The sequence below is a fragment of the Acinetobacter sp. QJM3NY_42 genome (assembly GCF_056173745.1).
In genome coordinates, this window is the sequence record NZ_CM149689.1 from 1,811,241 (window position 1) to 1,832,556 (window position 21,316).

16 protein-coding genes and 2 pseudogenes are annotated in these 21,316 nt (G+C 40.6%); 5 read left to right on the forward strand and 13 right to left on the reverse strand.

What is annotated here, in order from left to right:
- The first annotated feature begins 94 nt into the window (after positions 1 to 94).
- Positions 95 to 289, forward strand: coding sequence for a heavy-metal-associated domain-containing protein (locus AC0VYT_RS08505; protein WP_005019720.1), 195 nt, complete (start codon positions 95 to 97; stop codon positions 287 to 289).
- A gap of 27 nt (positions 290 to 316) precedes the next feature.
- On the opposite strand, the gene AC0VYT_RS08510 is transcribed toward AC0VYT_RS08505, so the two are convergent.
- The 7 genes and pseudogenes from AC0VYT_RS08510 to AC0VYT_RS08540 form a co-directional block, all read right to left on the reverse strand.
- Positions 317 to 460 (reverse strand): hypothetical protein, encoded by a 144-nt coding sequence (locus AC0VYT_RS08510; RefSeq protein ID WP_005405170.1) that lies wholly within the window; start codon positions 458 to 460, stop codon positions 317 to 319.
- Positions 461 to 927: 467 nt separating this feature from the next.
- Positions 928 to 1,098: pseudogene (locus tag AC0VYT_RS08515) on the reverse strand (hypothetical protein); the annotation flags it as partial.
- Between the two features lie 646 nt (positions 1,099 to 1,744).
- On the reverse strand, positions 1,745 to 3,475 hold the full coding sequence (locus AC0VYT_RS08520; protein WP_005019717.1) for an esterase/lipase family protein: 1,731 nt from the start codon (positions 3,473 to 3,475) through the stop codon (positions 1,745 to 1,747).
- A gap of 1 nt (position 3,476) precedes the next feature.
- Positions 3,477 to 4,532, reverse strand: a complete 1,056-nt coding sequence (locus AC0VYT_RS08525) for a T6SS immunity protein Tli4 family protein (RefSeq protein ID WP_005019714.1) — start codon at positions 4,530 to 4,532, stop codon at positions 3,477 to 3,479.
- 20 nt (positions 4,533 to 4,552) lie between these two features.
- Positions 4,553 to 7,285, reverse strand: a complete 2,733-nt coding sequence (locus AC0VYT_RS08530; protein WP_005019712.1) for a type VI secretion system Vgr family protein — start codon at positions 7,283 to 7,285, stop codon at positions 4,553 to 4,555.
- A 288-nt stretch (positions 7,286 to 7,573) separates the two neighbouring features.
- A complete protein-coding gene (locus tag AC0VYT_RS08535; RefSeq protein ID WP_005405167.1) occupies positions 7,574 to 7,900 on the reverse strand; it encodes a site-specific integrase in 327 nt (108 codons plus the stop codon).
- A gap of 98 nt (positions 7,901 to 7,998) precedes the next feature.
- Positions 7,999 to 8,238 (reverse strand): RNA-binding protein, encoded by a 240-nt coding sequence (locus tag AC0VYT_RS08540; RefSeq protein ID WP_081402465.1) that lies wholly within the window; start codon positions 8,236 to 8,238, stop codon positions 7,999 to 8,001.
- A 455-nt stretch (positions 8,239 to 8,693) separates the two neighbouring features.
- Between AC0VYT_RS08540 and mutS the strand changes: the two genes are divergently transcribed.
- The 4 genes from mutS to AC0VYT_RS08560 all read left to right on the forward strand — a co-directional run bounded on the left by mutS (position 8,694) and on the right by AC0VYT_RS08560 (position 13,993).
- Complete coding sequence (mutS, locus tag AC0VYT_RS08545; RefSeq protein WP_005019710.1) at positions 8,694 to 11,345, forward strand: DNA mismatch repair protein MutS; 2,652 nt, start codon at positions 8,694 to 8,696, stop codon at positions 11,343 to 11,345.
- A gap of 662 nt (positions 11,346 to 12,007) precedes the next feature.
- Complete coding sequence (gene fdxA / locus AC0VYT_RS08550) at positions 12,008 to 12,331, forward strand: ferredoxin FdxA (RefSeq protein ID WP_005019709.1); 324 nt, start codon at positions 12,008 to 12,010, stop codon at positions 12,329 to 12,331.
- Between the two features lie 130 nt (positions 12,332 to 12,461).
- A complete protein-coding gene (locus AC0VYT_RS08555; RefSeq protein WP_005019708.1) occupies positions 12,462 to 13,178 on the forward strand; it encodes a D-Ala-D-Ala carboxypeptidase family metallohydrolase in 717 nt (238 codons plus the stop codon).
- 146 nt (positions 13,179 to 13,324) lie between these two features.
- Entirely contained in the window at positions 13,325 to 13,993 is a 669-nt protein-coding gene (locus AC0VYT_RS08560) for an O-methyltransferase (protein WP_005019707.1), read from the forward strand.
- A 186-nt stretch (positions 13,994 to 14,179) separates the two neighbouring features.
- Here AC0VYT_RS08560 and AC0VYT_RS08565 read toward each other — a convergent pair whose 3' ends face one another.
- The 6 genes and pseudogenes from AC0VYT_RS08565 to AC0VYT_RS08590 form a co-directional block, all read right to left on the reverse strand.
- Positions 14,180 to 15,022, reverse strand: coding sequence for a universal stress protein (locus AC0VYT_RS08565; RefSeq protein ID WP_005019705.1), 843 nt, complete (start codon positions 15,020 to 15,022; stop codon positions 14,180 to 14,182).
- A gap of 152 nt (positions 15,023 to 15,174) precedes the next feature.
- Complete coding sequence (locus AC0VYT_RS08570) at positions 15,175 to 15,792, reverse strand: acyltransferase (protein ID WP_005019704.1); 618 nt, start codon at positions 15,790 to 15,792, stop codon at positions 15,175 to 15,177.
- Complete coding sequence (locus AC0VYT_RS08575) at positions 15,785 to 16,381, reverse strand: IMPACT family protein (RefSeq protein WP_005019703.1); 597 nt, start codon at positions 16,379 to 16,381, stop codon at positions 15,785 to 15,787. The genes AC0VYT_RS08570 and AC0VYT_RS08575 overlap by 8 nt, the downstream gene beginning before the upstream one ends.
- 94 nt (positions 16,382 to 16,475) lie before the next feature.
- Positions 16,476 to 17,666, reverse strand: a complete 1,191-nt coding sequence (locus tag AC0VYT_RS08580) for an HlyD family type I secretion periplasmic adaptor subunit (RefSeq protein WP_005019702.1) — start codon at positions 17,664 to 17,666, stop codon at positions 16,476 to 16,478.
- Positions 17,663 to 19,807, reverse strand: coding sequence for a type I secretion system permease/ATPase (locus tag AC0VYT_RS08585; RefSeq protein WP_005019701.1), 2,145 nt, complete (start codon positions 19,805 to 19,807; stop codon positions 17,663 to 17,665). The genes AC0VYT_RS08580 and AC0VYT_RS08585 overlap by 4 nt, the downstream gene beginning before the upstream one ends.
- A pseudogene (locus tag AC0VYT_RS08590) lies at positions 19,804 to 21,312 on the reverse strand (TolC family protein). The gene AC0VYT_RS08585 and the pseudogene AC0VYT_RS08590 overlap by 4 nt, the downstream one beginning before the upstream one ends.
- Between the last annotated feature and the right edge of the window lie 4 nt (positions 21,313 to 21,316).

Sequence of the window (21,316 nt, forward strand, 5' to 3'; positions counted from 1 at the left end):
GGTCAAGCAAATTTTTTAAAAGAATACACTTGACCTTACCATGATGAAAAGGTTTAAACTTTGCTTGAAGTTATGTTCTATTCGGAGAAAATCCATGAAATTATTGATTGAAAATATGACTTGTGGGGGCTGCGCCCGTGGTGTGACTGCAACCATTCATGAAATAGACCCTAATGCCAAAGTTGATATTGATTTAGCGACCAAGGTCGTCAGTGTAGAATCAACCGAAAGTATCGACAAGATTACAAATGCTTTAGCAGAAGATGGTTTCCCAGCAAAATCTCAATAAAATACTTGCTCACTTAACGCCTTATTTTTAGAAAAATAGGGCGATAAGACCTAATAAAAAATAAGTTTGGTAACCTTGAGCAACAGCTTGGAATACCTGTGTACGGCTACCTGCTTGACTCTTTGTAGCTTTATCCGCTGCATTCACTAAATCAATAAGAGGTAAACTCACACGGCTAAACTTTCCGATTTTTAAGTCTTTGCTATTTTCAGATGAACTACCTGTGTCATGACCTTAACATCAGCGACTTATGGGTATATTGACGGCCTGCCTGAATATTGAAATTGCCTTCTAAAGTGCTCACTTAACTGTGCTGCTGTTCAACGCTATTATTACTTTGGCTCTGATCATTCATATAATCATAGAACTGCTCAGTATCTGAAATCTCCGTGCTGCCAGTACCTTTATTTGAACTCTGCTTTTTAGCTTTGGCTGTTCTAGTTTGACTTAATATTGATATCACGAGCAGGATTGAGATTTACATCATATTTTCAAGCAACTTAACTATCATTAATATTAATATCGTCTTGCCTAGTTTCTAAGGTTATTATTCCACCCTCCAAAAGCTGTGTTCCTCTAGGTTATATGTTACGCCTCTCACATAGTTTTTTGTTTTTAAATGTTCCTGCAGATGCAGCTCAATCACGTTTATTGATAATAAAACCACTTTGTTTACGATCAGCCATCTGCTCTGGAGAGCTTTCAGCAATACCCAGATTAATATCTGCCTTGTTATGTAACAATGCATCAACTTTGGCAAAAAGCTGCGCACCTTGGCTATTAACACTTCCTTCTGTTGCAATAATATTTAAATTGACTTTAGCTGTAGCTTGAGTGCTAGATGTATTACTGACCTGATTTGTTTTATTGCTACCTACTTAAATGGTAACTAGTATAATTGTGGCCACATAGATGCTTTTCGAACAGCTTTACCTTGTGCTATCACCTAAACAACGGCGCTATCAAAGAATTGACCATTGTTCATACTATTTTCGTAAGCAGCTGCGACAGCCATAGCTGGAGAATAGATCAGGCTAACCGAAATACCAAACCATTTCTGAAAGTACTGGCAATATTACACTTTGCTAAAAATAAAATCGTGCAAGGCTGCTTAAGCTCTAATTTTAGTTTCGGTTGTTTGTGGAATTATACTCTTTTAATTTATCTATATTTCGGTCAAGTATCATTCATTTTCACAATTGAATTATATAATTTAGATTATCCAGAACATGAATATAGTAACCCTATAAAACCAATCAAGGCTATTACTGCAATTATTATATCCTAATATCAGATTTACTTTTTCTTTTAATCTGAGCCAAAGCTAAAATAGCTGTAATAACTAACACAATAATGCTAACTAGCCCAATTAAAGCTAGCGTTATTTCATGTTCAATATTTGCTGAACTTAACATAGTTGTTTAAGCCTTAAACTAGGGGGAGATAACTCTTCACTTATCTATACTTCGGTTGAATATTATTTTCCTTAATAATTTTGACTATAGAATAAAGTACCGAACGCCTAACTTGAATATTGTTATAACTACCTTGATGATCAAAACCTTTCATTTTGAATACTTGTTTAACTCCAGGCTGCTTTAGTGGAGCAGAACCAGACTGGTGCGGTACGGTACCATCTCCAGCTGCGTTTTGATTGGAGATTGAAAAGACACCCAGATTACCACTTACTAACGAAATATAGCGGATACCATTATTCTCAAGCGCTAAGTCACGATTGTTAGCATCGGTACCTTTGCCTTCTTTAATTTTTACCATTTGTTCTTGAACAATTTTTTGGCGATATGTACCTATTTGCTTTACTGTTGCTCTTGGTAGCCTTTTCATTTGCTCGGCTGTTAAACCCCTCAATGGCCGATCTAATGTCCATGTGAGTGTTCCAAAACTTAAATGTTTAGAGTCATGTCCATAGTTAACATAAGTGCATGAATGATATTTATTGGTAATTTTTGAATGAAACTCTTTTACTTTTTCAATTTTTTTGAAATATACATCTTTGGCTCTCTGACTAGGATTATCTTTCTTGATCATCCGAGCAGGATCAATTAATTCATTCTTGACCATTTCCCACCACACCCCGTCAGCTTTATATATTTCTTCGTAAGGGTCACTTTTAGGGAGAGGAGCGATATTGGTTTGTAAGTCTTTCCCATTCATAAGCCCGGCACCGTTCAGGAATAGCCATGGCCGTCCATTATTGTAAGCTTTACTTGGTAAAAGCTCTAAACCACCTGGAGCATTTGCAAGCACCGCAGTAACATGTTCAGTATTCTTACCAAGTACATAAGCAGGTAAAGCTCCGACATCTCCAGAACCTGCTACAATACGACGATAAGCTGCTGCTGCTCCTTCAGCTGGCATCACCCCATGCACCACACCTGCAATATCGGCACTACGTAATTGAACTAATCTACGCGTTAAAAGACCACCCATAGAGTGAGTTACGATAATAAACTTATGGAACCGTGCACCATATTCTTGCTTTATTTTATCTAGTTTTTGGGCAACAATCGCTGCACCATTTTCACTCGACTGTAACCAGTTATAACCCATCGCATAGACAGGAAAATGGAATTTCTTAAGATGCTCTATTTCCTGTTGATTAATAGGCACAAATGATTCTTGAGGGGACCAATTTGAGGGCTCAGCCTGATTTAATAAACTTTTCCACTCATAAACTGACTCTTGCTGTTTCATTTGTTGAACGGCAGCATATCCTCCTCCCAAGCCTGTTGCATAAATCGGTTTTTCATTTAAATCAACGTTATTCAATACCATTTGTAAATAAGTTAGAATTCCACCATAACTATCCCAATGTACAGTTCCCCAATAACGTTCCCGCAATGTTTTTTCGGTAAGCTTTAGTCGTCGGTCCACTACGATATCACCGCTTGTATCCACTCTTGTGTTTAAAGGGTCTAACTCTGTCTGTAGCTCAGCAGGAGTTTTTCCCATCTGTTTGGTTAAGGTTTTAACTTGACCAGAAACGCCATTACCAATCATCCATACTGGCTTACCCAAAACGGTATTAAAAATATTTGAACCCATGATGCCGGGCACAAAAATAATTGGGATTGTGTCCTGTAATGGCACCTCTACATAAGTTCCCGACTTATTGGTAGTTGGACTTGTTGCCGACCCTGTTTGTGCAATAGTTTTGTTCGCCATGTTATTTCTCTTTTTTATTATTTGGTGTAATTTGGATACTGTTTAAAATAAAATCATTCAGTCGAAGAGCTTCTTTCTGGCTGATTGTTGAATTGAGTGGGTCGTCAGGTCTTACCATGTCTGCACTATCAAAACTAAACTGAATATAAGGATCATTATGGTTATCTAGTGTGCCTAGATACTGCCATTCTCCTACTTCATAGCCTCTTTCAAAATGTCCACGTCGAGACATATGATTCAGCACTTCTTCACCTGCCAAACCATTTATTATCTTTTTATGTTCTCTGAGATTCTCAATGCTCATCAAGGTTTTCGCAATAGCAGGTAACTCTTGCTGGTTCTTTTTCATCAGTTCAATTAAGTGCAAATCTGAGTCATAGGTTACACGGTATGCGACATCTGCCCGAACTTGCGGATAACTAGGGAATTTAAAGTGTAAATATCCACCGCCAAATGGAATATTTTTACTCATGTCATCTAAAATAAAAAACTCTTTCCAGCATAAACCAGCGTGTGTTTCTTTAGCGGATCGGATTTTTATACTTTTTAATGTGTGTTTCATGTCCTCAATAGCATTATCCAATAAATCATTACTGGCTCCACTTTTTAGAACAACTAACCTTCCTGGACTTAAATAAAGATAGCCATAAACTTCATAAATTGACGTGACATATTGCCCATCTCTAAAAACAATAATATGGCTAACTGAACGTCCAGCTTGGTTTACAGGACCTTGCATTTCTCGTTTTAATAAAACACCCTCTGTTTCATGAGGTTCATGCTTTAAATACTGAATTTTGTCATTAATCAGTTTTTGATATGCTTCGTATGTTTTTACACTTTCATCAACTTCTATGTTACTGCCGTTGTAGTTAAAGTTACTGTATTCAACTTGGGTCTCTTTCGGGACTGTTAATTCAATTCGGCCAAAACATACTTTTTTAGGATTACTATAATCAATCACTTTAATTCCTTCTTGTTCTTTCTCAACATTTGAACATGCACTAAAAGAAACTGTTGTTAATAAGCAAAGGGTTAAGCGCTTTAATAAATTCATTATTAACTTTCCTTAGTCCTTTATTCAGGAGAAAAAACTTCTATATTTAATGCTGTCATCGCATCTTTGGTAAAAACTGTAGTTTTCCCATCTTCGCCAGATACCCCTTCAAAAACCTGACCATCTTCAGCCGTAATTCGGTACTTCAGATTCTTGGCAGGTTCACCATCTGGATAATGCAAAATAAAATGCTCGTCATATTGTGATTTTAGTTCTGGCATTGCTGGTAATTGGCTCGAAAGGGAAGCACCGCTTTTTGTCTGGATTTGACCAGCTTTAAGTTCCATTAAACCAGGGCATGCAATTTCTATATTTCCATCCTGAATTTTGATATATCCGCCACCGGCAGTAATCAAAATTCCTTTTCCACTTTCGATTCGGACAAAATCATTAAGTGAGTAAACATGCATTTGCTGTTTGGAAGCTAAGGTCATTTTTCCTTTCTGTGCAGCTACTTCTACATCACCTTCACCAGATTTAATTTTGATTCCTGCATGTTTGGCAAAAATACTAATTTTATCGAGAGCTTTTGCAATCCAGCTTTTACCAGTAAAAAATTGTAGATTTTTCGGTGTACTAACATCGATATTTTGTTTAGCAGCAAGTTGGAGGCTTTCTTTGCTATCTAAAATCATCGCAGATTCACTATGCAAAGCCACTAAAGCATCTGAATTTTCATTCCATTTATCAAATTTCTCTTTAAGTGTATCTTGTGCCCCCAAATCAGGCTCATCCACCTCATGAGCCGAAGCAAGTTCTTTAAAGTATTTATTACTTTCGGTATGAAAATTAATATTCGCTTTTATATTAGTCCGTGTGAGTTGTTCGCCTTGCGCTTGTTCTGACGATTCGGATGTTAAAAGTATTCCTTTAGCAGCGCGAATAGATCCCCATTCATCTGTTCTTAATTCAAAGCCTTGTCCACGTCCTTCGCTTTCCGCTTTATCTTTCGGATGGCTTAAATTTCCCAAATTAAGCTGAGAAGAACCGTGACTGCTATGTAACTGAGCGCTAATTTGCCCTGTCGTATCATCAAAACGTAGCTGGTTATATCCACTACCGCCAACCTCTTTGGATCGAATACCACTCAGTTTTTTTGTGTCAGGAAGTTGCCCTTTAATATCAAACTTCGTTGGAGAACGTTGCGCCTCATGGATGCGGCCCGTTACAAAAGGGCGGTCAATGTTGCCATCAAAGAAATCAATTACTACGATTTCATCTTTACGAGGTAAAAAACGTGCTCCGTAACCTTCACCAGCCCAAGGAGTGAGGACGTCTACCCAAGCCGAGTCTGTATCAGTATTATTAGCTCCTGCACCCCCATCATGGGCATGGTCATCGGTACGTGTGAATAAGAATCTGACTTTAATTCGCCCCCATTCATCCACATGAATTTCTTCGCCATCACTAACCACTTTGGCACGTTGTACATGGGCAACAGGGCGATGCTTCAATGGATCATATTCAGGAACAACATTAATATTTCTACGAACAACTACAAATTCATTGGCCTGACGCTCTTGTTCACTGTCTTTACTGGTTTGCCAGTGACTTAAGGTCAACAGTTTTTCAACTTGGCCTTGTATATCTTTGGGTAAGTTATTTTGGTTATAAAAATGCTTATTAAGGATTAAAAACTCCTTATCTTGCTGACTATGATTTTTCTCTAACTCTGGATAATCATGTAATTGGAACCAATAACCGACTTGTGTGTCACGTACGCTGCTATGCGCAGTAAAATACTTGGCTTGCAAGGCGTGGTATTGGTTAAGATGCTTATTCAGTCGATCTAACTGATTATTGCTTGAAGCTGTGGCTTGATCCTCTCCTTTAAGATCACTTATCCACGCAGGAGATATATTCCATGCCTGTTCTAAACTTAAGCTTTCATTATCTCGTAGAGCGCTGTGTTGATGTGAGCTGACCACTAAACCACTGGCATCTTCCTGACTAAGACTATCCGCTTGCCAACGTTGTATATGTATCGCTGTTGGTTGTAATTGTCTTTGTGCAATAAAGCTAGTGATACTGTCATATTGTTCAGTTGCGTTAGAACGATGATAACGAATAGTTCTACGTTCAAGCGATTGAAACTGAGCATTATCATCAATTAAACGTAATTTTTGTGCTTCAATACTTTGGCTATTACTTGCTACAAGATAACTCACCTCATCCACAAGCCAATTAATCGATTCTTCACGCATTATCCTCGTTAAATATGCATAATCACTTTCATTTGACTGCATGGAAAACGGGTGTACATCATATGTTTTGGTTAAACCACTCGTATCTAACTGTAAACTCGACGCAAATAAAGGGCTCTTACTTTGCCATTCCTTAAAAATAACCTCAATAATATCTACAACACTCTTATTCATAAACACACGGCTATTGCGTCGTTTATGCCATAAGCTTGTTGCATCCTGCATAGTCAAACGGTATAGACTGAAAGTACCATCACTTTGCCCTTGACTAGCGCCAGTGACTATACCCGTATTTCTAAAAAGCTGACCTGAATCTGTAACTTGGTCAACTGCAACCTGACATCCAATAAACTGTTTTAATTCAATATATGGGTTTGTAGATAAGCAAATAAGCTCTGCCGAGAGTCCATTATTAATGCCATGATAACCATCAATACGTTGCAACATAATCTGTGAATTAAGTTCTTCATTTGAAAATTGAACATTAATTGCACGTTTTTGAGCACTAAATCCTATTTTTTCTAAAATACCAAAGATATTATTCAACATTATGATGAAAAATTTATTATTAGTTAAAATAATTTTAACAAAACGGTCTGTTCAGTTCAATTTTATAAAAAAATACAGATCTATCTATTTTTTACATTAGTCCCATCTCTGGCTCTGTTGACTAGCTTACAAACCCATCTTTGCTTTTCTTGATATTTTTGGGCTATTGGTTTTCCTGTGCGGAACGAGGGAAAAAATAGAGACTATTTAAACTTGGCAGAGATTTTAAGTGCTTTAAACATTGCTTTGACAACTGTACAAAACGATCACTACCATTTTTAGTGGCTTTTAAATGCCAAGTTGCCTTCTCCAAATCAATATCCTTCCACTCGGCTGACAGATTTCACCTGTTCTAGCTCCTGTCCAGAGCGCAATCATCAAGATACTTTTATGATGTGTTGAAAAACCTGATTTGGGTAACCAAGAAAGCACATGTCTTAATTCTGAATCAGAAAGTACTCGAGTGCGCTTATTTGAAGTGAGTTTTATCCGTGCTTGCTTTAAACTCGATTTTACCAGTAAAGCAGGATTTGCAAAACTTTCCGAAAAGTGGTCTAGATCAATAGCATAATCATAAGCAGCGATCAATTCTGCTAAAACTCGCCCAGCTTGCACTTGTGCACCGCCATCTATAATTCTTTTAATTAACTTAACAATATCTTTTTTTATAATACTATCAGCTCGTTTCTGTCCAAGTTCTTTAACACATCCACCTATAACATTCTTCTTGTCTTTTGCCGCCCTTTTAAATTTCTTGTTCCATTTATTATCCTTTTTACTCCTGTTCTCTGGTCCACAATAACTCGATTTTCAATCACTTCTGTTAAGTAAAGATCTATCACATCTTTTAAGGTCAATATTTTAAAATTAGCTATTGATTCTACTTTTTTCTGTTTAAATGTTAACTTTTCTTCTTTACGTTCAGAGACAGGACAGATTCCTTGAAAGCGCAATAACTTAAACGCTGTAACTTAATGCGCGCCTCAGCCAAAGACATATGTGGATAGTTCCCCAAAGTAATTTTTTCAAAGAATTATCTAGCGGTCTTCTATATCGGTAAATAAAGCTTTTAAGACCTGTCTTTCCACAAATAACTCTTCACCCATATTCACTAAGACTTTTTATTAGTATCACTCAATTTCATATTATTTATGATACAAACTGACAGAGCAGACTTTTTGTTGTTAATTTACTCACTCATATGAGCAATCCTTTTTGTGAATCTATATGGATTTGTTAATATGACACCCGTAGAGTGCCTTCGTACTCTCACATACTATTGACTCAATTTTAATATAGAAGAAGATATACTTTTCTCTTCGTTCAGGTCAGGTACGCATCGAATTGGTTAGACAGCCAAAATTCCTAGAAAACTAAATTTATTCTATAAATTTAAGGATTTACATACATGAATAGCACAGAAATAATGGCTGACCTCTCCCCCCATACTCCTATGATGCAGCAGTACTTAAAAGTCAAAATGCAACATAACTATGCCTTGTTATTTTATCGTATGGGTGATTTTTATGAATTATTCTTTGATGATGCTCATAAGGCCGCCAAACTTCTTGGAATTACCTTAACCCATCGCGGTAAAGCTAACGGCAACCCTATACCGATGGCGGGCGTACCTTATCATTCTGCAGAGGGCTATCTGGCGCGTCTGGTTAAAGCTGGCGAAACAGTCGCCATCTGTGAACAGGTGGGTGAAGTTACAGGCAAGGGTCCTGTAGAGCGTAAGGTTGTACGTATTTTAACACCAGGTACACTAACTGATGATGCTCTGTTAAGTTCTTATCAAAGCTCTAATCTGGTCGCCTTATGTTTTCAGCAGAACCAGGTGGGTATCGCCTTACTGGATTTAAGCGCGGGTATCTTTAAAGTTCAACAGCAGGAATACAGAGCAGAACAATTGGCAATTGAACTTTCCCGTTTAATGCCAAGCGAAATTCTGGTCGATGAAGATCTCGTCGATGCCAATATTATTGAGCAAATCAAGAAACAGATTGATTGTCCAGTCACTAAACGTCCAAATGTTGATTTTAATTTAAATAATGCGCAAAAAACGTTGTGCGACCAGTTTGCTGTGTCCACTTTGTCCGGTTTTGGTATTGATCATTTACCTCTAGCGAAGGCCGCCGCCGCCGCCCTCATTCACTATGCGAAAGAGACACAAAAAACCGCTCTGCCGCATATTCGGTCTATCCGTCTGGAACAGAGCAGTGATTTTATTGCGCTTGACCCAGTTACACGGCGTAATCTGGAAATTATTGATCCGTTGTTTGAGCACGGTACGTCATTATTTCATCTCATTAATGAGTGTCAGACTGCAATGGGCTCACGGTTACTCAGCCGCACCTTGATGCAGCCCATACGTGATACAGTCATTTTAGAAGCTCGGCTTGATGCCATTGAGCAACTGGTTAAGGGCTATCATGAAGCTCCTGTAAGGTTGGTTTTAAAAGAAATCAGTGATATCGAACGGGTATTAAGCCGTATTGCCTTAGGCACTGCACGTCCCCGTGATCTGGTACAGTTGCGTCAGGCATGTAGCCAAATCCCTTTTTTACGTCATGCATTACAGCCAGTAATTGATAATAAAAAAACAAAAATGCTTCATCAGCTTTATCAAGAACTCGGTGATTTTAAGGTCTTATCTGAACGCCTAAGTTCAGCAATTGTTGAAAATCCGCCAGTATTATTACGTGACGGCAATGTAATAGCCGAAGGGTTTGATCATGAGTTAGATGAGCTACGTAAAATTCGTGACCATGCCGGCCAGTTTCTGATCGACCTGGAAATTCAGGAACGTGAGCAGACAGGTATTTCTACACTTAAGATTGGTTATAACCGGGTCAGCGGCTATTACATTGAACTTACCCGTGCACAGGCAGAGCAGGCACCCGAGCATTATATTCGTCGTCAGACCCTAAAGAATGCTGAGCGTTACATCACCCCAGAACTTAAAAGCTTTGAAGATAAAGTACTTTCTAGCGAATCGCGTGCTTTGGCACGTGAGAAACTCCTGTTTGAATTAATACTTGAAGAACTGCGTCAGGATATTGCCAGTCTGCAAGTTATGAGCAGTGCTATAGCCCAGATAGACCTGCTGGCCAACTTTGCCTATCAGGCCCGCTTAAAAAGCTGGAACCGCCCGGAGTTTTCACCTGAAGTTGGGATCAAGATTATAGCTGGACGTCATCCAGTCGTAGAAAGTTTAAGTAAAACCCCTTATACCCCAAATGATACTTCTCTGGATTTTAATCATCGCATGGCGATTATTACTGGTCCGAATATGGGAGGTAAATCAACTTTCATGCGCCAAACTGCGCTAATCAGCCTGTTGGCATATTGCGGCAGTTTCGTACCGGCACAGTCTGCACGACTCGGACCAATTGACCGGATTTTTACTCGCATCGGTTCAGCAGATGATTTGTCATCGGGTAAATCCACTTTCATGGTAGAGATGACAGAAACCTCTCAGATTCTACATCACGCTACCAGTCAGTCTTTAGTACTTATGGACGAAGTTGGCCGTGGAACCAGCACTTATGATGGGCTATCTTTAGCATGGGCCTGTGTACTGGACTTAACCAAACGTATTAAATGCCTGTGTCTGTTTGCTACCCACTATTTTGAGTTAACCGAACTTGGCCAGGAAGCTGGTATAGATAACTATCATGTAACAGCCAAAGAAATGAATGGCAATCTGATTCTTCTACACAAGGTACAGCCTGGACCAGCAAGCCAGAGTCACGGTTTACAAGTAGCTAAACTTGCGGGTATCCCCGCCAGTGTAATTAAAGAAGCGCAAAAACGCCTCAAAATTCTGGAAAAGCAGCAGCAACAGCATTTACAGACAGTAGTACAAAATGATCTATTTGATGTAGTTCCCCCCGTAGTTTCTCCAGTCACGGAGACGATAATGGAGGTTGAAAAAACTTCTCCTGTACTAGAGTCTTTAGAACAGCTTGATGTCGATAGTCTTTCTCCACGGGAAGCTTTGGCTCAGCTCTATAAACTCAAAGATCAGCTTGAGCAGACGATGAGTAAAGGCTGAAAACAGACCACAAATCTGAATATAAAAATCGCACTATTCAGTGCGATTTTTATATATTGCTGTTTCTATCTGCATTCTGTACAGCTTATCTATTTTCAAATCTATAATTTATAAAATTAAGTTTATCTTTATCTCGTTATAAGATAAATGCAGACATCTTTATGCAGATAAGACCAAGAATCTTGGGTTCTATTTTCAGATTATTTTTACACTCCTTGAGTTAACCACTTAAACAGTATAATTGATCAGGGATTTAAACTTCTCTCATAAATCTTAACTTCTATTACAACAATCAATCCTGAGCTTGGAATCAGTAATAGATTTTCAAGCTACAATAAAATAACTCGGCCAAGAATTAATCTTAAAAAATATTGGTATAAATAAGGCATTATTTTTTATAGATCTTAGTGTTCATTTTTAGACGAAATTTATTCCTATCCTCTTTATTGGTAGTTATGCTCTTGTTTTTAAATTACTATTTTTATGAAATTTTTTGAGAAAATATAAGACTGTTTTGCTTAGTACTGTTTAAATATTAATATTCTAATTGTATTTCATGCATATAAATAACAAATATCAATAAAAGGAATTGTTAGTAGAGTAGATTTTTGCCTAAAATAGCGCATTACTCATTAGAACCGTATTTTTAGGTAGCTGTCGCCATGACCTTTGTTGTCACTGAAAACTGTATTAAATGTAAATATCAAGACTGTGTAGAAGTTTGCCCGGTAGACTGCTTCTATGAAGGTCCGAATTTCCTGGTTATTAATCCTGATGAATGTATTGACTGTGCTCTGTGCGAACCAGAATGCCCGGCCAATGCAATTTTCTCTGAGGATGAACTTCCAGAAGGTCAGGAAGTGTTTATCGAACTTAATGCAGACCTTTCACAAAAATGGCCAAATATTACTCAAATTGGTGAACAGCCAGCAGACCGTGAAGAGTGGAATGGCAAACCGGACAAGCTCCAGTATCTTGAGAAATAAAATGAGAAAAGATCAGCATAAGCTGATCTTTTTTTATACTCAAATTAAACATTAGATTGCAATTTTTCCCATTTTTCCCGACATTTTTGAATTAGAATAGATATCCAATTTATAAGTAATTGATTTTTCGATGAAGCATTTATTGAAAGGTATAATGGCAATTGGCATTATGCCTTTGGTGATGAGTGGTTGTGTTACTGCGCCGCAACAAGGCAATATGGCCCATCCACATGGAAAACGTATTTTTATACCACAGGAACGCGTGATTATTGAACGTCTGATTCCACCTAAAGTTGTTCCTAATTCTTACCAAACCTGGCTTGCTTCAGGCGATAATCTTAGACGTGTGCGCGAGTATGAACAGTTTCTGGAACGCAATAACGTCGGCAATATTATCCCCAGTTTTGAACTCATGCGTACTGCCCGTGACTGGCAAAAATGTGGCCGCTCACAATATGCCATCCCAAATCGTGAATTATGGAATAACCAGCTGGCAACTATACGTATATTTAAATACTTGGTAGCGTCTAAAATTCTGACCGATTTTGAAGTGACTTCAGTCTATCGGGATTTACCTTTAAATCAATGTGCTGGTGGGGCCAATTCTTCACGCCATTTGTTCAATTCAGCTATAGATTTTCGTATAGGGCCAGAGTTTCCTCAACCTGAAGATTATGCTTTCATTGAAAATACCAAATTTAAATTATGCCAATTCTGGTCTCAGCATGGGCAAAGCTTTAATATGGGACTTGGTCTGTATGCCTCTGGACAAATTCACATTGATACTCATGGTTACCGTACTTGGGGACCAGATCTGACCCGTAACAGTTCAATGTGTCATTTCTAATTGAATTTCTGTCAGATACAGGAAGCTTATGCCTCCTTTTTTACAATCAGAAATTGCAGAAAAAACCACCGAATCTTTTTAAGGTAAATTGAACTCTGACTAGAAAGGCTTACAATTGCCTCAATGAAAATACAGGTGATCAAATTATGCAGCAGATGTGGACAGAGGTTGACCAATTTATTGATTCACATTTAATTCCTGATGATCCATGTTTAGGACGAACTGTAGATAATACAGCACGTCGAGGTCTGCCTGAACATCTGGCAGTTGCCCCTAATCAGGGAATGCTTCTGCAAATGTTGATCCAGATGAACAATTGCAAGCGAATTCTGGAACTGGGTACTTTTGCTGCTTATAGCACAGTCTGGTTAGCCAGAGCACTGGGTGATGAAGGTTATGTGCTTACTATCGAAGGCCGTGAAGCTCATGCTGCTGTCGCACAGGAAAATATCGAGCATTCCGGACTAGCAGCTCAAATTGATTTAAAAGTTGGACGTGCTGCTGATATTTTAAATGAATTAATTGAACAGAATGCTGAACCTTTTGATTTTATTTTTATCGATGCCGACAAACAGAGTTATTCTGAATACTTGGAATTAAGCTTGAACCTTTCACGTTCAGGGACTTTAATTTTCATGGACAATGTCATACGTGCCGGTGAAATCATCAATCCTGAAAATAAAAAACCAAGTATTGAGGGTATCCGCGATTTGTTTGAGGCCTTAAAAAATCACCCACGGCTTCTATCTTCTACAGCTCTACAAACAGTCGGGAGTAAAGGTCACGATGGGTTTGCATTAGCTATTGTAAAATAAAAACTCAAAAGCATAAAAAACAATCACTATAAAAAATTTTTTAAATTCCAATATATTACATATACTGTCCATATAGTTATCCACAGTAATTGCGGATAACTATATGGACTTTTTTAATACTATTTAAAACTTTACAACTTATTCTAAATATATTAATGGCTAAATAGATTGGTCTTTAAAGACCAATTATTTTGCTACTAATAGCGGAACTGTCGCGTTACGGAAAATAGTTGTAGCGATGCTGCCCAAGAAAAATTGCCGAATTTTACTCTGACTAAACGCTCCCAGAACAATGATCTGAATTCCATGTTCACGCTGATAATCTAAAATATTTTCTGCTACATCTCCATAGCGATATTCTACTACAACATCGAGCCCTGCATTCTTCAAGAACTGAGTAGGCTCATTTAGAACCTCGGGTTGGTCACCTACATAAAGCAAATGGCATTGTAACTGTCTAAGTAGATCGCTCACTGCAATGCGGCGCATCATGGCAAGACAGGTCGGTGAATACTCATAAGCAAAAATAAACCGTGTTGGTGGCTTAAACGTTTCACCTACCGTCATTACCGTACTTTTTACACCACGGATAAAGTTTTCAACGTTACTGCCAATTGCTTTGTTACGTTCAGCAGAGCGTTCACCCACACGGCCAATCACAACAATATCTTCTTCATGGAGCAAATTGAAACTCTGCTCCAGAAAGTCTCCCTTTTCCTGAATTTTAGTACAGGTAATACCGTATTTTTCTTGAATCAGATTAGAAATATGTTTAAGCAGATTATTACTATAATCCATGGCAAGTTCACTTTGTTTCTGTTCAAGTTCTGCCAGTTCTTTCAAGAGCATGGCATTACTTTCAAAGCCGATTACGCCACTAATTTCTCCCAAATGATAACTGGCAGGGTAATAATCCAGAATCTGTAATAGCACTAGTTCTCGTTGTGTTTTCGATGCTATCCAGGCAGCTGCCTCAGCAATTGCATTGATACATGGAGATGAGTCAATACATGCAATTACACGGTTCATTTTACGCCTCTCTTTAGGTCTTAACGCCCAATATGTTTTAATGTCATAAATTAAGCTATCACAAAGCAAGTACTTTATGCGTTAATTTTTTAAACTGGAAAACCTGTCAGTAAAATAATCATTTATAAATATTCTATATTAGAATGCAGTTTTTATTTCCGATAGCGAATCAGTTTAGCCGGGTTTCCTGCCACAATTTCACAGGTAGCCACATCATGTGTCACCATACTATTCATACCGACTACTGCATGTGCTCCTATTTTGATACCATCTTTTACACCAACATGTGCACCTAACCACACATCTTTCCCAATCTCAATTCCCTGAGAACGTACCGGTTGCTGGTAGATCGCCTGTTCAAGTGCCATGCCATGATCAAATGCATACAGATGACAATAAGCAGCAATCCTGGCCTGATCGTGTAGATGGATTCCAGCACGACCACCATCTAAAATACAATGGTGATTAATCGCGACTTCCTGCCCGATCTCAATTGGACCATGTAAGGTACAGTCTGCTGCAATAAAGCTATGATCGCCAATAATAATCTTGCGTCCCGGTTCGGCAAAAATATGGGCAAGTGGTGAAATAAAGCAGTTTTTACCAATCTCTACTGTTTCCATTTCCATCAGATAAGCCTGATATTCCTGCTGCCATGCTTCGGCCCAGGCCCGATGCTTGGGCTTTAACGTATAGTACAGCCAAGGCATATAATTCAGGCGGTGCTTATGCTGATCTCTATATTTTAGTAAAGGATCCTGTTCAGGCATGCTCCTGCTCCTGTAATTTTAGCTGTTCCCGTCCCCGGCTAATATCTTGAAGTTTTAAATTAAAGGAATGAATCTGATGCACCTGCAAAAGTAGCTCCACTTCTACTCCTGTAGCTGTATAATTTTCCTGAAACTCAATCTGCTGCTGGTTAAGTTCATATTGCAATATAGCCCATTCATTAAAATGACAGCAGAAGTAAGCCTGTTTTTTCTCAATTACTTCGACCTTTTCTGCCAGCAACAGGCACTGTCCAGCACATCCACCATAAGCCCGTACCAGCCCTCCTGTGCCCAGCTTGATTCCACCATACCAGCGGTTAACCAAGACAATAACATTGGTAAGTTCATTCCCTTCAATAGTGGCAAGAATAGGACGGCCTGCTGTTCCTGAAGGTTCCCCGTCATCATTAAAACGGATTTGATGCCCAATTTTCCAAGCCCAGCACTGATGAGTAGTACTATGATCTTTATAAGTTTCAAGAAAATCTTTTACTGCCTGTTCATTATCTACAGGCGCAGCAATTGCAAGGAAACGACTCTTCTTGATTTCTTCTTCAAACTGGACTGGGGAGGAGATTGTAAACGGCATATCACCATCACATGTTGCAACAAATATTAAGTATAACCGGTTTAATTTTAAAAATAAAAAAGCCTCCCTCAGGAGGCTTTTCAAAGTAAGTTTCTTAACGTTCCCGTAGAGCTTCCTTAGCTTTATTAAATGGTTTAAGCAGATAGTCCAGTACTGTTTTCTGTCCGGTACGAATATCTACCGTTGCCACCATCCCCGGGGTAATTCCGAAACTCTGCCCGGCCTTATTGATCAGCTTGTCCGTAGCGGTACGGATGTAAACCCGGTAGTAAAACTGGTCCTGCTTCACTTCATCACGGATGGTATCCGGTGAAATTACGGTTACCTTCCCCTTGAGTCCACCGTAAATTGAATAGTCATAGGCCGTGATTTTTACCAGCGCATCCTGTCCCGGCCGAATAAAAGCAATATCCCTGGGAGAGATGCGTGCTTCGATCAACAGCTGTTCATCCAAGGGAACAATCGTCATCAGCTTACCGTTTTGCGGTACTACCCCACCGCGGGTCATTACATCAATTTCCTTTACAATTCCACGGACCGGCGCCTTGAAAGTGGTACGCTGCAGAGTATCAGATTTACCTTTGACCACCTGCTGCTGGGTTTCAATATCTGTGTTCGCTTTGGCCAGTTCCTCTCGTGCTTTTACATAGTACTGGTTTTGCAGATCATTCATCTGGTTTTGCAGGTCATTGGCTTCACGCTTTAAACGCAGGACTTCAACTTCGCTGGCTGCCCCTTTGGCGACTAGCGGCTCGGTCATAACCAGTTCCTGCCTGACCAGCTCCAATGCCTGTTTAAGTCCCGACATGGACTGTTCCAGATTGCTGCGCCTTGAATAATAGAGCGCAGTTTCTTCCTGAACCAGTGCCGGTACTTTACGTACACTTTCTGGAAATGATAATGGCGTACCATTTACCTCAGAGCGCAAGCGTGCCGCAGTTGCCTGTGCCGAAACTAGCAGCGACTCGGACTCTCCTACATTGGAGGCAAAGCGGGTTGGGTCAAGCTGGGCCAGTACCTGTCCCTGCTCGACAATATCACCTTCCTTAACGTTGAGACGGGTCAATATGCCACCTTCCAAGGACTGAATTACCTGTTCTTTCGATGACGCAATCACCTTTCCGGTTCCGGTTGAGACCTCCTCAAGTTTAAACAGCCAGGCCCAGACCAGCAGTACCAGCAGACATAAGCCGACAACCCAGATTACCAGACTTGATTTGGGTAAAGGAGGCTCCCGGTAAGAGACTGTCATAGAACGTTGCAGTTCAGGTTTGTGATCATTCATGCCTGGCCTCCTTGAATGGTCTTATGGGGCTGTGCTGCTACAGTTTGCTGCAGGATCTGGTCTCTTGGCCCGTCCATCATGATCCGGTCCTCATTTATAATGATAATCCGGTCTACCAGTTCCAGCACTGCACGCCGGTGGGTTGCCACGATCAGGGTACGGTGTGACAGCCAGCCCTTAAGGTGGTCAATCAGCTGTTTTTCTGAAACGTCATCAATAGAAGCGGTAGGTTCATCCAGCAATAAAATATTAGGCTGGCGAATCAGTAACCGGGCTAATAACAATGCCTGACGCTGCCCACCCGAAAACCCGATTCCCCCTTCCAGAATAATATGGTCCAAGCCTTCTTTTTTCTCTTTAATAAAATGCAGTGCACCGGTAATTGCCAGTGCCTTTAACACATCCTCATCGCTGGCCAGAGGCGCGCCCAAAGTCAGGTTTTCGCGAATGGTGCCATAAAACAGGTGAGCATTCTGGTTAAGCAAAGCTACATCGCGGCGTACATCTGACGGGTCAATCAGGTTCAGGTCTAATCCATCCAGGTCAATATTCCCTTGCAGGGGAACCTGCATTCCGGCTAGCAACTGTAGCAAAGTCGTCTTACCGGCACCATTGCGGCCAAGTATGGCAATCTTTTCACCTTCACGGATACTGAGCTTTGGAATCATCAGGCTGGGTTTCGGGTCATCTTCACCATATTTAAAGACTGTGCCGTTGAGCTCATAATTGCCATATAATACAGGCCGGTGAATCAGACTGGCCCGCTCAGGCTGATCTACCGGTTTTTTCATTAGCTCATCCAGACTCTGTTTAGCTACTTTAGCCTGCTGCAAACGCCCCAGCACACCCGTAATCTGTGAAATTGGCGCCAGCATACGTGAAGACAGGATCGAGCAGGCTACCAGTGCACCAGTGGTCATGTCACCTTCCATTACGGCAAAGGCACCGACCAGCACTACAATGGCATAAGTCAGTCCTTGGATTTTCTGAGTCCAGGCTGTCATTACGCCAACAATCTTGCGCTGTTTCATACTGATATCGGCAGAGACTTCATTCATATGGTTCCACTGGTTCTGAAAGCGCGATTCTGCCCGTAGCAGCTTGATATCTTCAATTCCCTGTACGGCTTCAACCAGTATGGCATTTCGGATAGATGATTCACGCATGCCTTCCTGCGCAAGCTTGGCCAGCGGCTTCTGGGCCAGAATACCGGGAATAATCATCAGCGGTACCACTAGCAGCATCACCCAGAACAGGTTGCCACCGATGATCCAGAAGATAACCAGAAACAGAAAGAAAAAAGGTAAATCAGCAATGGTACTGATTGTGGTTGAGGTGACCAGCTCCCTTACACCTTCGAGTTCACGTATCTGGGAGATAAAAGTTCCGGTTGATTTTGAACGTTCGCTGTTTTTAATCCGTAATGCATGACCAAATACCCGATCTGAAACTTTAAGGTCAGCACGTTTGCCAATAATATCGGACAGGTAAACCCGGGCTACCCGCATGATAAATTCAAAGATCGCAGCAATCAGTACCCCTCCAGCCAGAACCCATAAAGTTGGAATGGATTGGGAAGGTACGACCCGGTCATAAACCTGCATGGAAAAGATAATAGTCGCCAGTGCCAGAATATTTGCCATGAGAGAGGCAAACATGATGTCGATATAGCGTTTCCAGTCCTTGAGGACAATGCTCCAGAACCAGTTAGCTTCATAAGGCTTGATATATTCATCAATCCGCGCATCAGGTACCGAACTCTCAGGCCGGAGGATGTAAACAGTTTTAATGACTGGCTGTAGCTCATCTACTTTAAAACTTTGCGCCAGGCCCTGATCGCCACTCAGCTGTATACTGACATTACCGGCGGTGTCAGCCTTGTCAATCACTCCTACCTGTCCATTCTGGAATTCAACCAGAACCGGCAAACGCCAGGGATTCAGTATATCGGGCGTAAATTTGCTCTTACGTAAGTTTAAACCTACCCGACGGGTCATCAATAACAGAACCTCATCCAGAGTCTGGATCTGGTTCCAGTCCAGCTGCAAACGAATGCGCTCTTCAGAGGTTTCAATACGGTAATGTCGGGCAACCGTCATTACGCCCTGTAGCCAAGGCTGGTAATTTATTTTTGTACTCATGGCTGAATTTCAAATCCCTGAATCGAAATATTATTTAAGTCATAGACATCACGTGAACGTCCTGTTGCCGCAATATTCTGAACAATACTGTCATAAATGTCATAACGGGCGATTTCAATCTCTGAAGCCGAGGAATGGATGGATTGTTCGGCATTGAGCAAATCCACTACCGTCCGCGTTCCAAGTTTATACTGTTCCTGATAGAGCTCTTTTGTCCGCACAGTGGTAGCCTGTCTTGCAACGAGTACCTGCATCTGTCTCTGCTTGTTTTCAACCTGTTCACGGGTAGTCCGTACCTGATCCAGCACATCAAGATAAACTGCATTAACTCTGGCGCGGGCTGCCTGTTCCGCATAACCCGCTGCGCGTGTCTGCGAAGTTACTGCCCCGCCCTGATAAAAGTTGCTGGTAGCCTCTAGCATGACAGAGCTGTAGAGCCCATCATCTTCATTATTGTTGGGATTCTGGCCATTAACTGCCTGGCTCAGCGAACCTCTAACATTCAAGGTTGGATAACGGCTTAACCGGGTTTGTTCTCTTTGCGATTTTGCAATTTCGACCTGTGCCTGAGCAAGCATCATCTGCGGGATCGTAGTAAATTGTGGCTCTTCATATAACGCTGATCGGGCTACCAGTGTTTCTGGTATGATCCAGCCAGTGTGACTGACTTCAAAGCCCAGCAAGGTACGCAGCCGTTGCTGATACTGCCGCAGAAAAGACTGCTGCGCAATTAGATTTGCCTGGGCGGATTCAAGATAAGACTGGGCCTGTACCGGATCAGCCTGACTGCTGATACCTGCTTTAGCGCGCAGGTTAGCAATCTCCAGAATATATTGAATACCGCTGATCTGCTGCTGGGCAATCCGGCTAAGCTCCTGATACCGCTTAATGTTAATCACGGCATTAGCAACTTCAAGTGCAATCTCATCAATACTGACCAGCACATTGGCCTGTTCAGCCTGTAATCGGGCTTATTCAGTATTCACACCAGAGCGGACATTGCCAAAATCGTAGAGCATCTGAATGGCATTCAGGCTCAGCAACTGTCGGCCCCGCTCTCCTGTGGTCATATCACCCGTACTTAAACCACCTGAAAGCTGTGGATAATAGCCAGCCCTGGCCACATCAATATTGGCATTTTGTGCAGCAACAGACGAAATACTCTGAGTGATTTGCGGATTACGCTGCACAGCCAGTCGCACTGCTTCAATCAGTGAAAGCTCTGTGGAGACTTGAGTCGAAACAGACGCCGGACTAGCTGAACCCACTACAGGCAACTCCTGAATAGCAGACCGATCCAGCTGAAAATTGCTAAGTTCTGCAATATTTACCTGTCGATATGATTCATTATGCTGAGGTGAGAACAACTGGACAAGATTGGTTTTTAAAGTATGGTAACTTTCACCAGGAGTGGCGGCATTTAAGATAGTTAAAGGTGCTAGGGTTAAACATAGAACCGCAGGTATTAATCCATTAACTTTTTTATTAATTACTTTATTCTTCATAAAA

Bases quoted from the DNA above. Each gene is read 5' to 3' on its own strand.
- AC0VYT_RS08525 (WP_005019714.1), bottom strand. From the start codon at position 4,532: ATGAATTTATTAAAGCGCTTAACCCTTTGCTTATTAACAACAGTTTCT.
- mutS (WP_005019710.1), top strand. From the start codon at position 8,694: ATGAATAGCACAGAAATAATGGCTGACCTCTCCCCCCATACTCCTATG.
- AC0VYT_RS08580 (WP_005019702.1), bottom strand. From the start codon at position 17,666: ATGAATGATCACAAACCTGAACTGCAACGTTCTATGACAGTCTCTTAC.
- AC0VYT_RS08560 (WP_005019707.1), top strand. From the start codon at position 13,325: ATGCAGCAGATGTGGACAGAGGTTGACCAATTTATTGATTCACATTTA.
- AC0VYT_RS08570 (WP_005019704.1), bottom strand. From the start codon at position 15,792: ATGCCTGAACAGGATCCTTTACTAAAATATAGAGATCAGCATAAGCAC.
- AC0VYT_RS08585 (WP_005019701.1), bottom strand. From the start codon at position 19,807: ATGAGTACAAAAATAAATTACCAGCCTTGGCTACAGGGCGTAATGACG.
- AC0VYT_RS08555 (WP_005019708.1), top strand. From the start codon at position 12,462: ATGAAGCATTTATTGAAAGGTATAATGGCAATTGGCATTATGCCTTTG.
- AC0VYT_RS08505 (WP_005019720.1), top strand. From the start codon at position 95: ATGAAATTATTGATTGAAAATATGACTTGTGGGGGCTGCGCCCGTGGT.
- fdxA (WP_005019709.1), top strand. From the start codon at position 12,008: ATGACCTTTGTTGTCACTGAAAACTGTATTAAATGTAAATATCAAGAC.
- AC0VYT_RS08575 (WP_005019703.1), bottom strand. From the start codon at position 16,381: ATGCCGTTTACAATCTCCTCCCCAGTCCAGTTTGAAGAAGAAATCAAG.
- AC0VYT_RS08565 (WP_005019705.1), bottom strand. From the start codon at position 15,022: ATGAACCGTGTAATTGCATGTATTGACTCATCTCCATGTATCAATGCA.
- AC0VYT_RS08530 (WP_005019712.1), bottom strand. From the start codon at position 7,285: ATGTTGAATAATATCTTTGGTATTTTAGAAAAAATAGGATTTAGTGCT.
- AC0VYT_RS08520 (WP_005019717.1), bottom strand. From the start codon at position 3,475: ATGGCGAACAAAACTATTGCACAAACAGGGTCGGCAACAAGTCCAACT.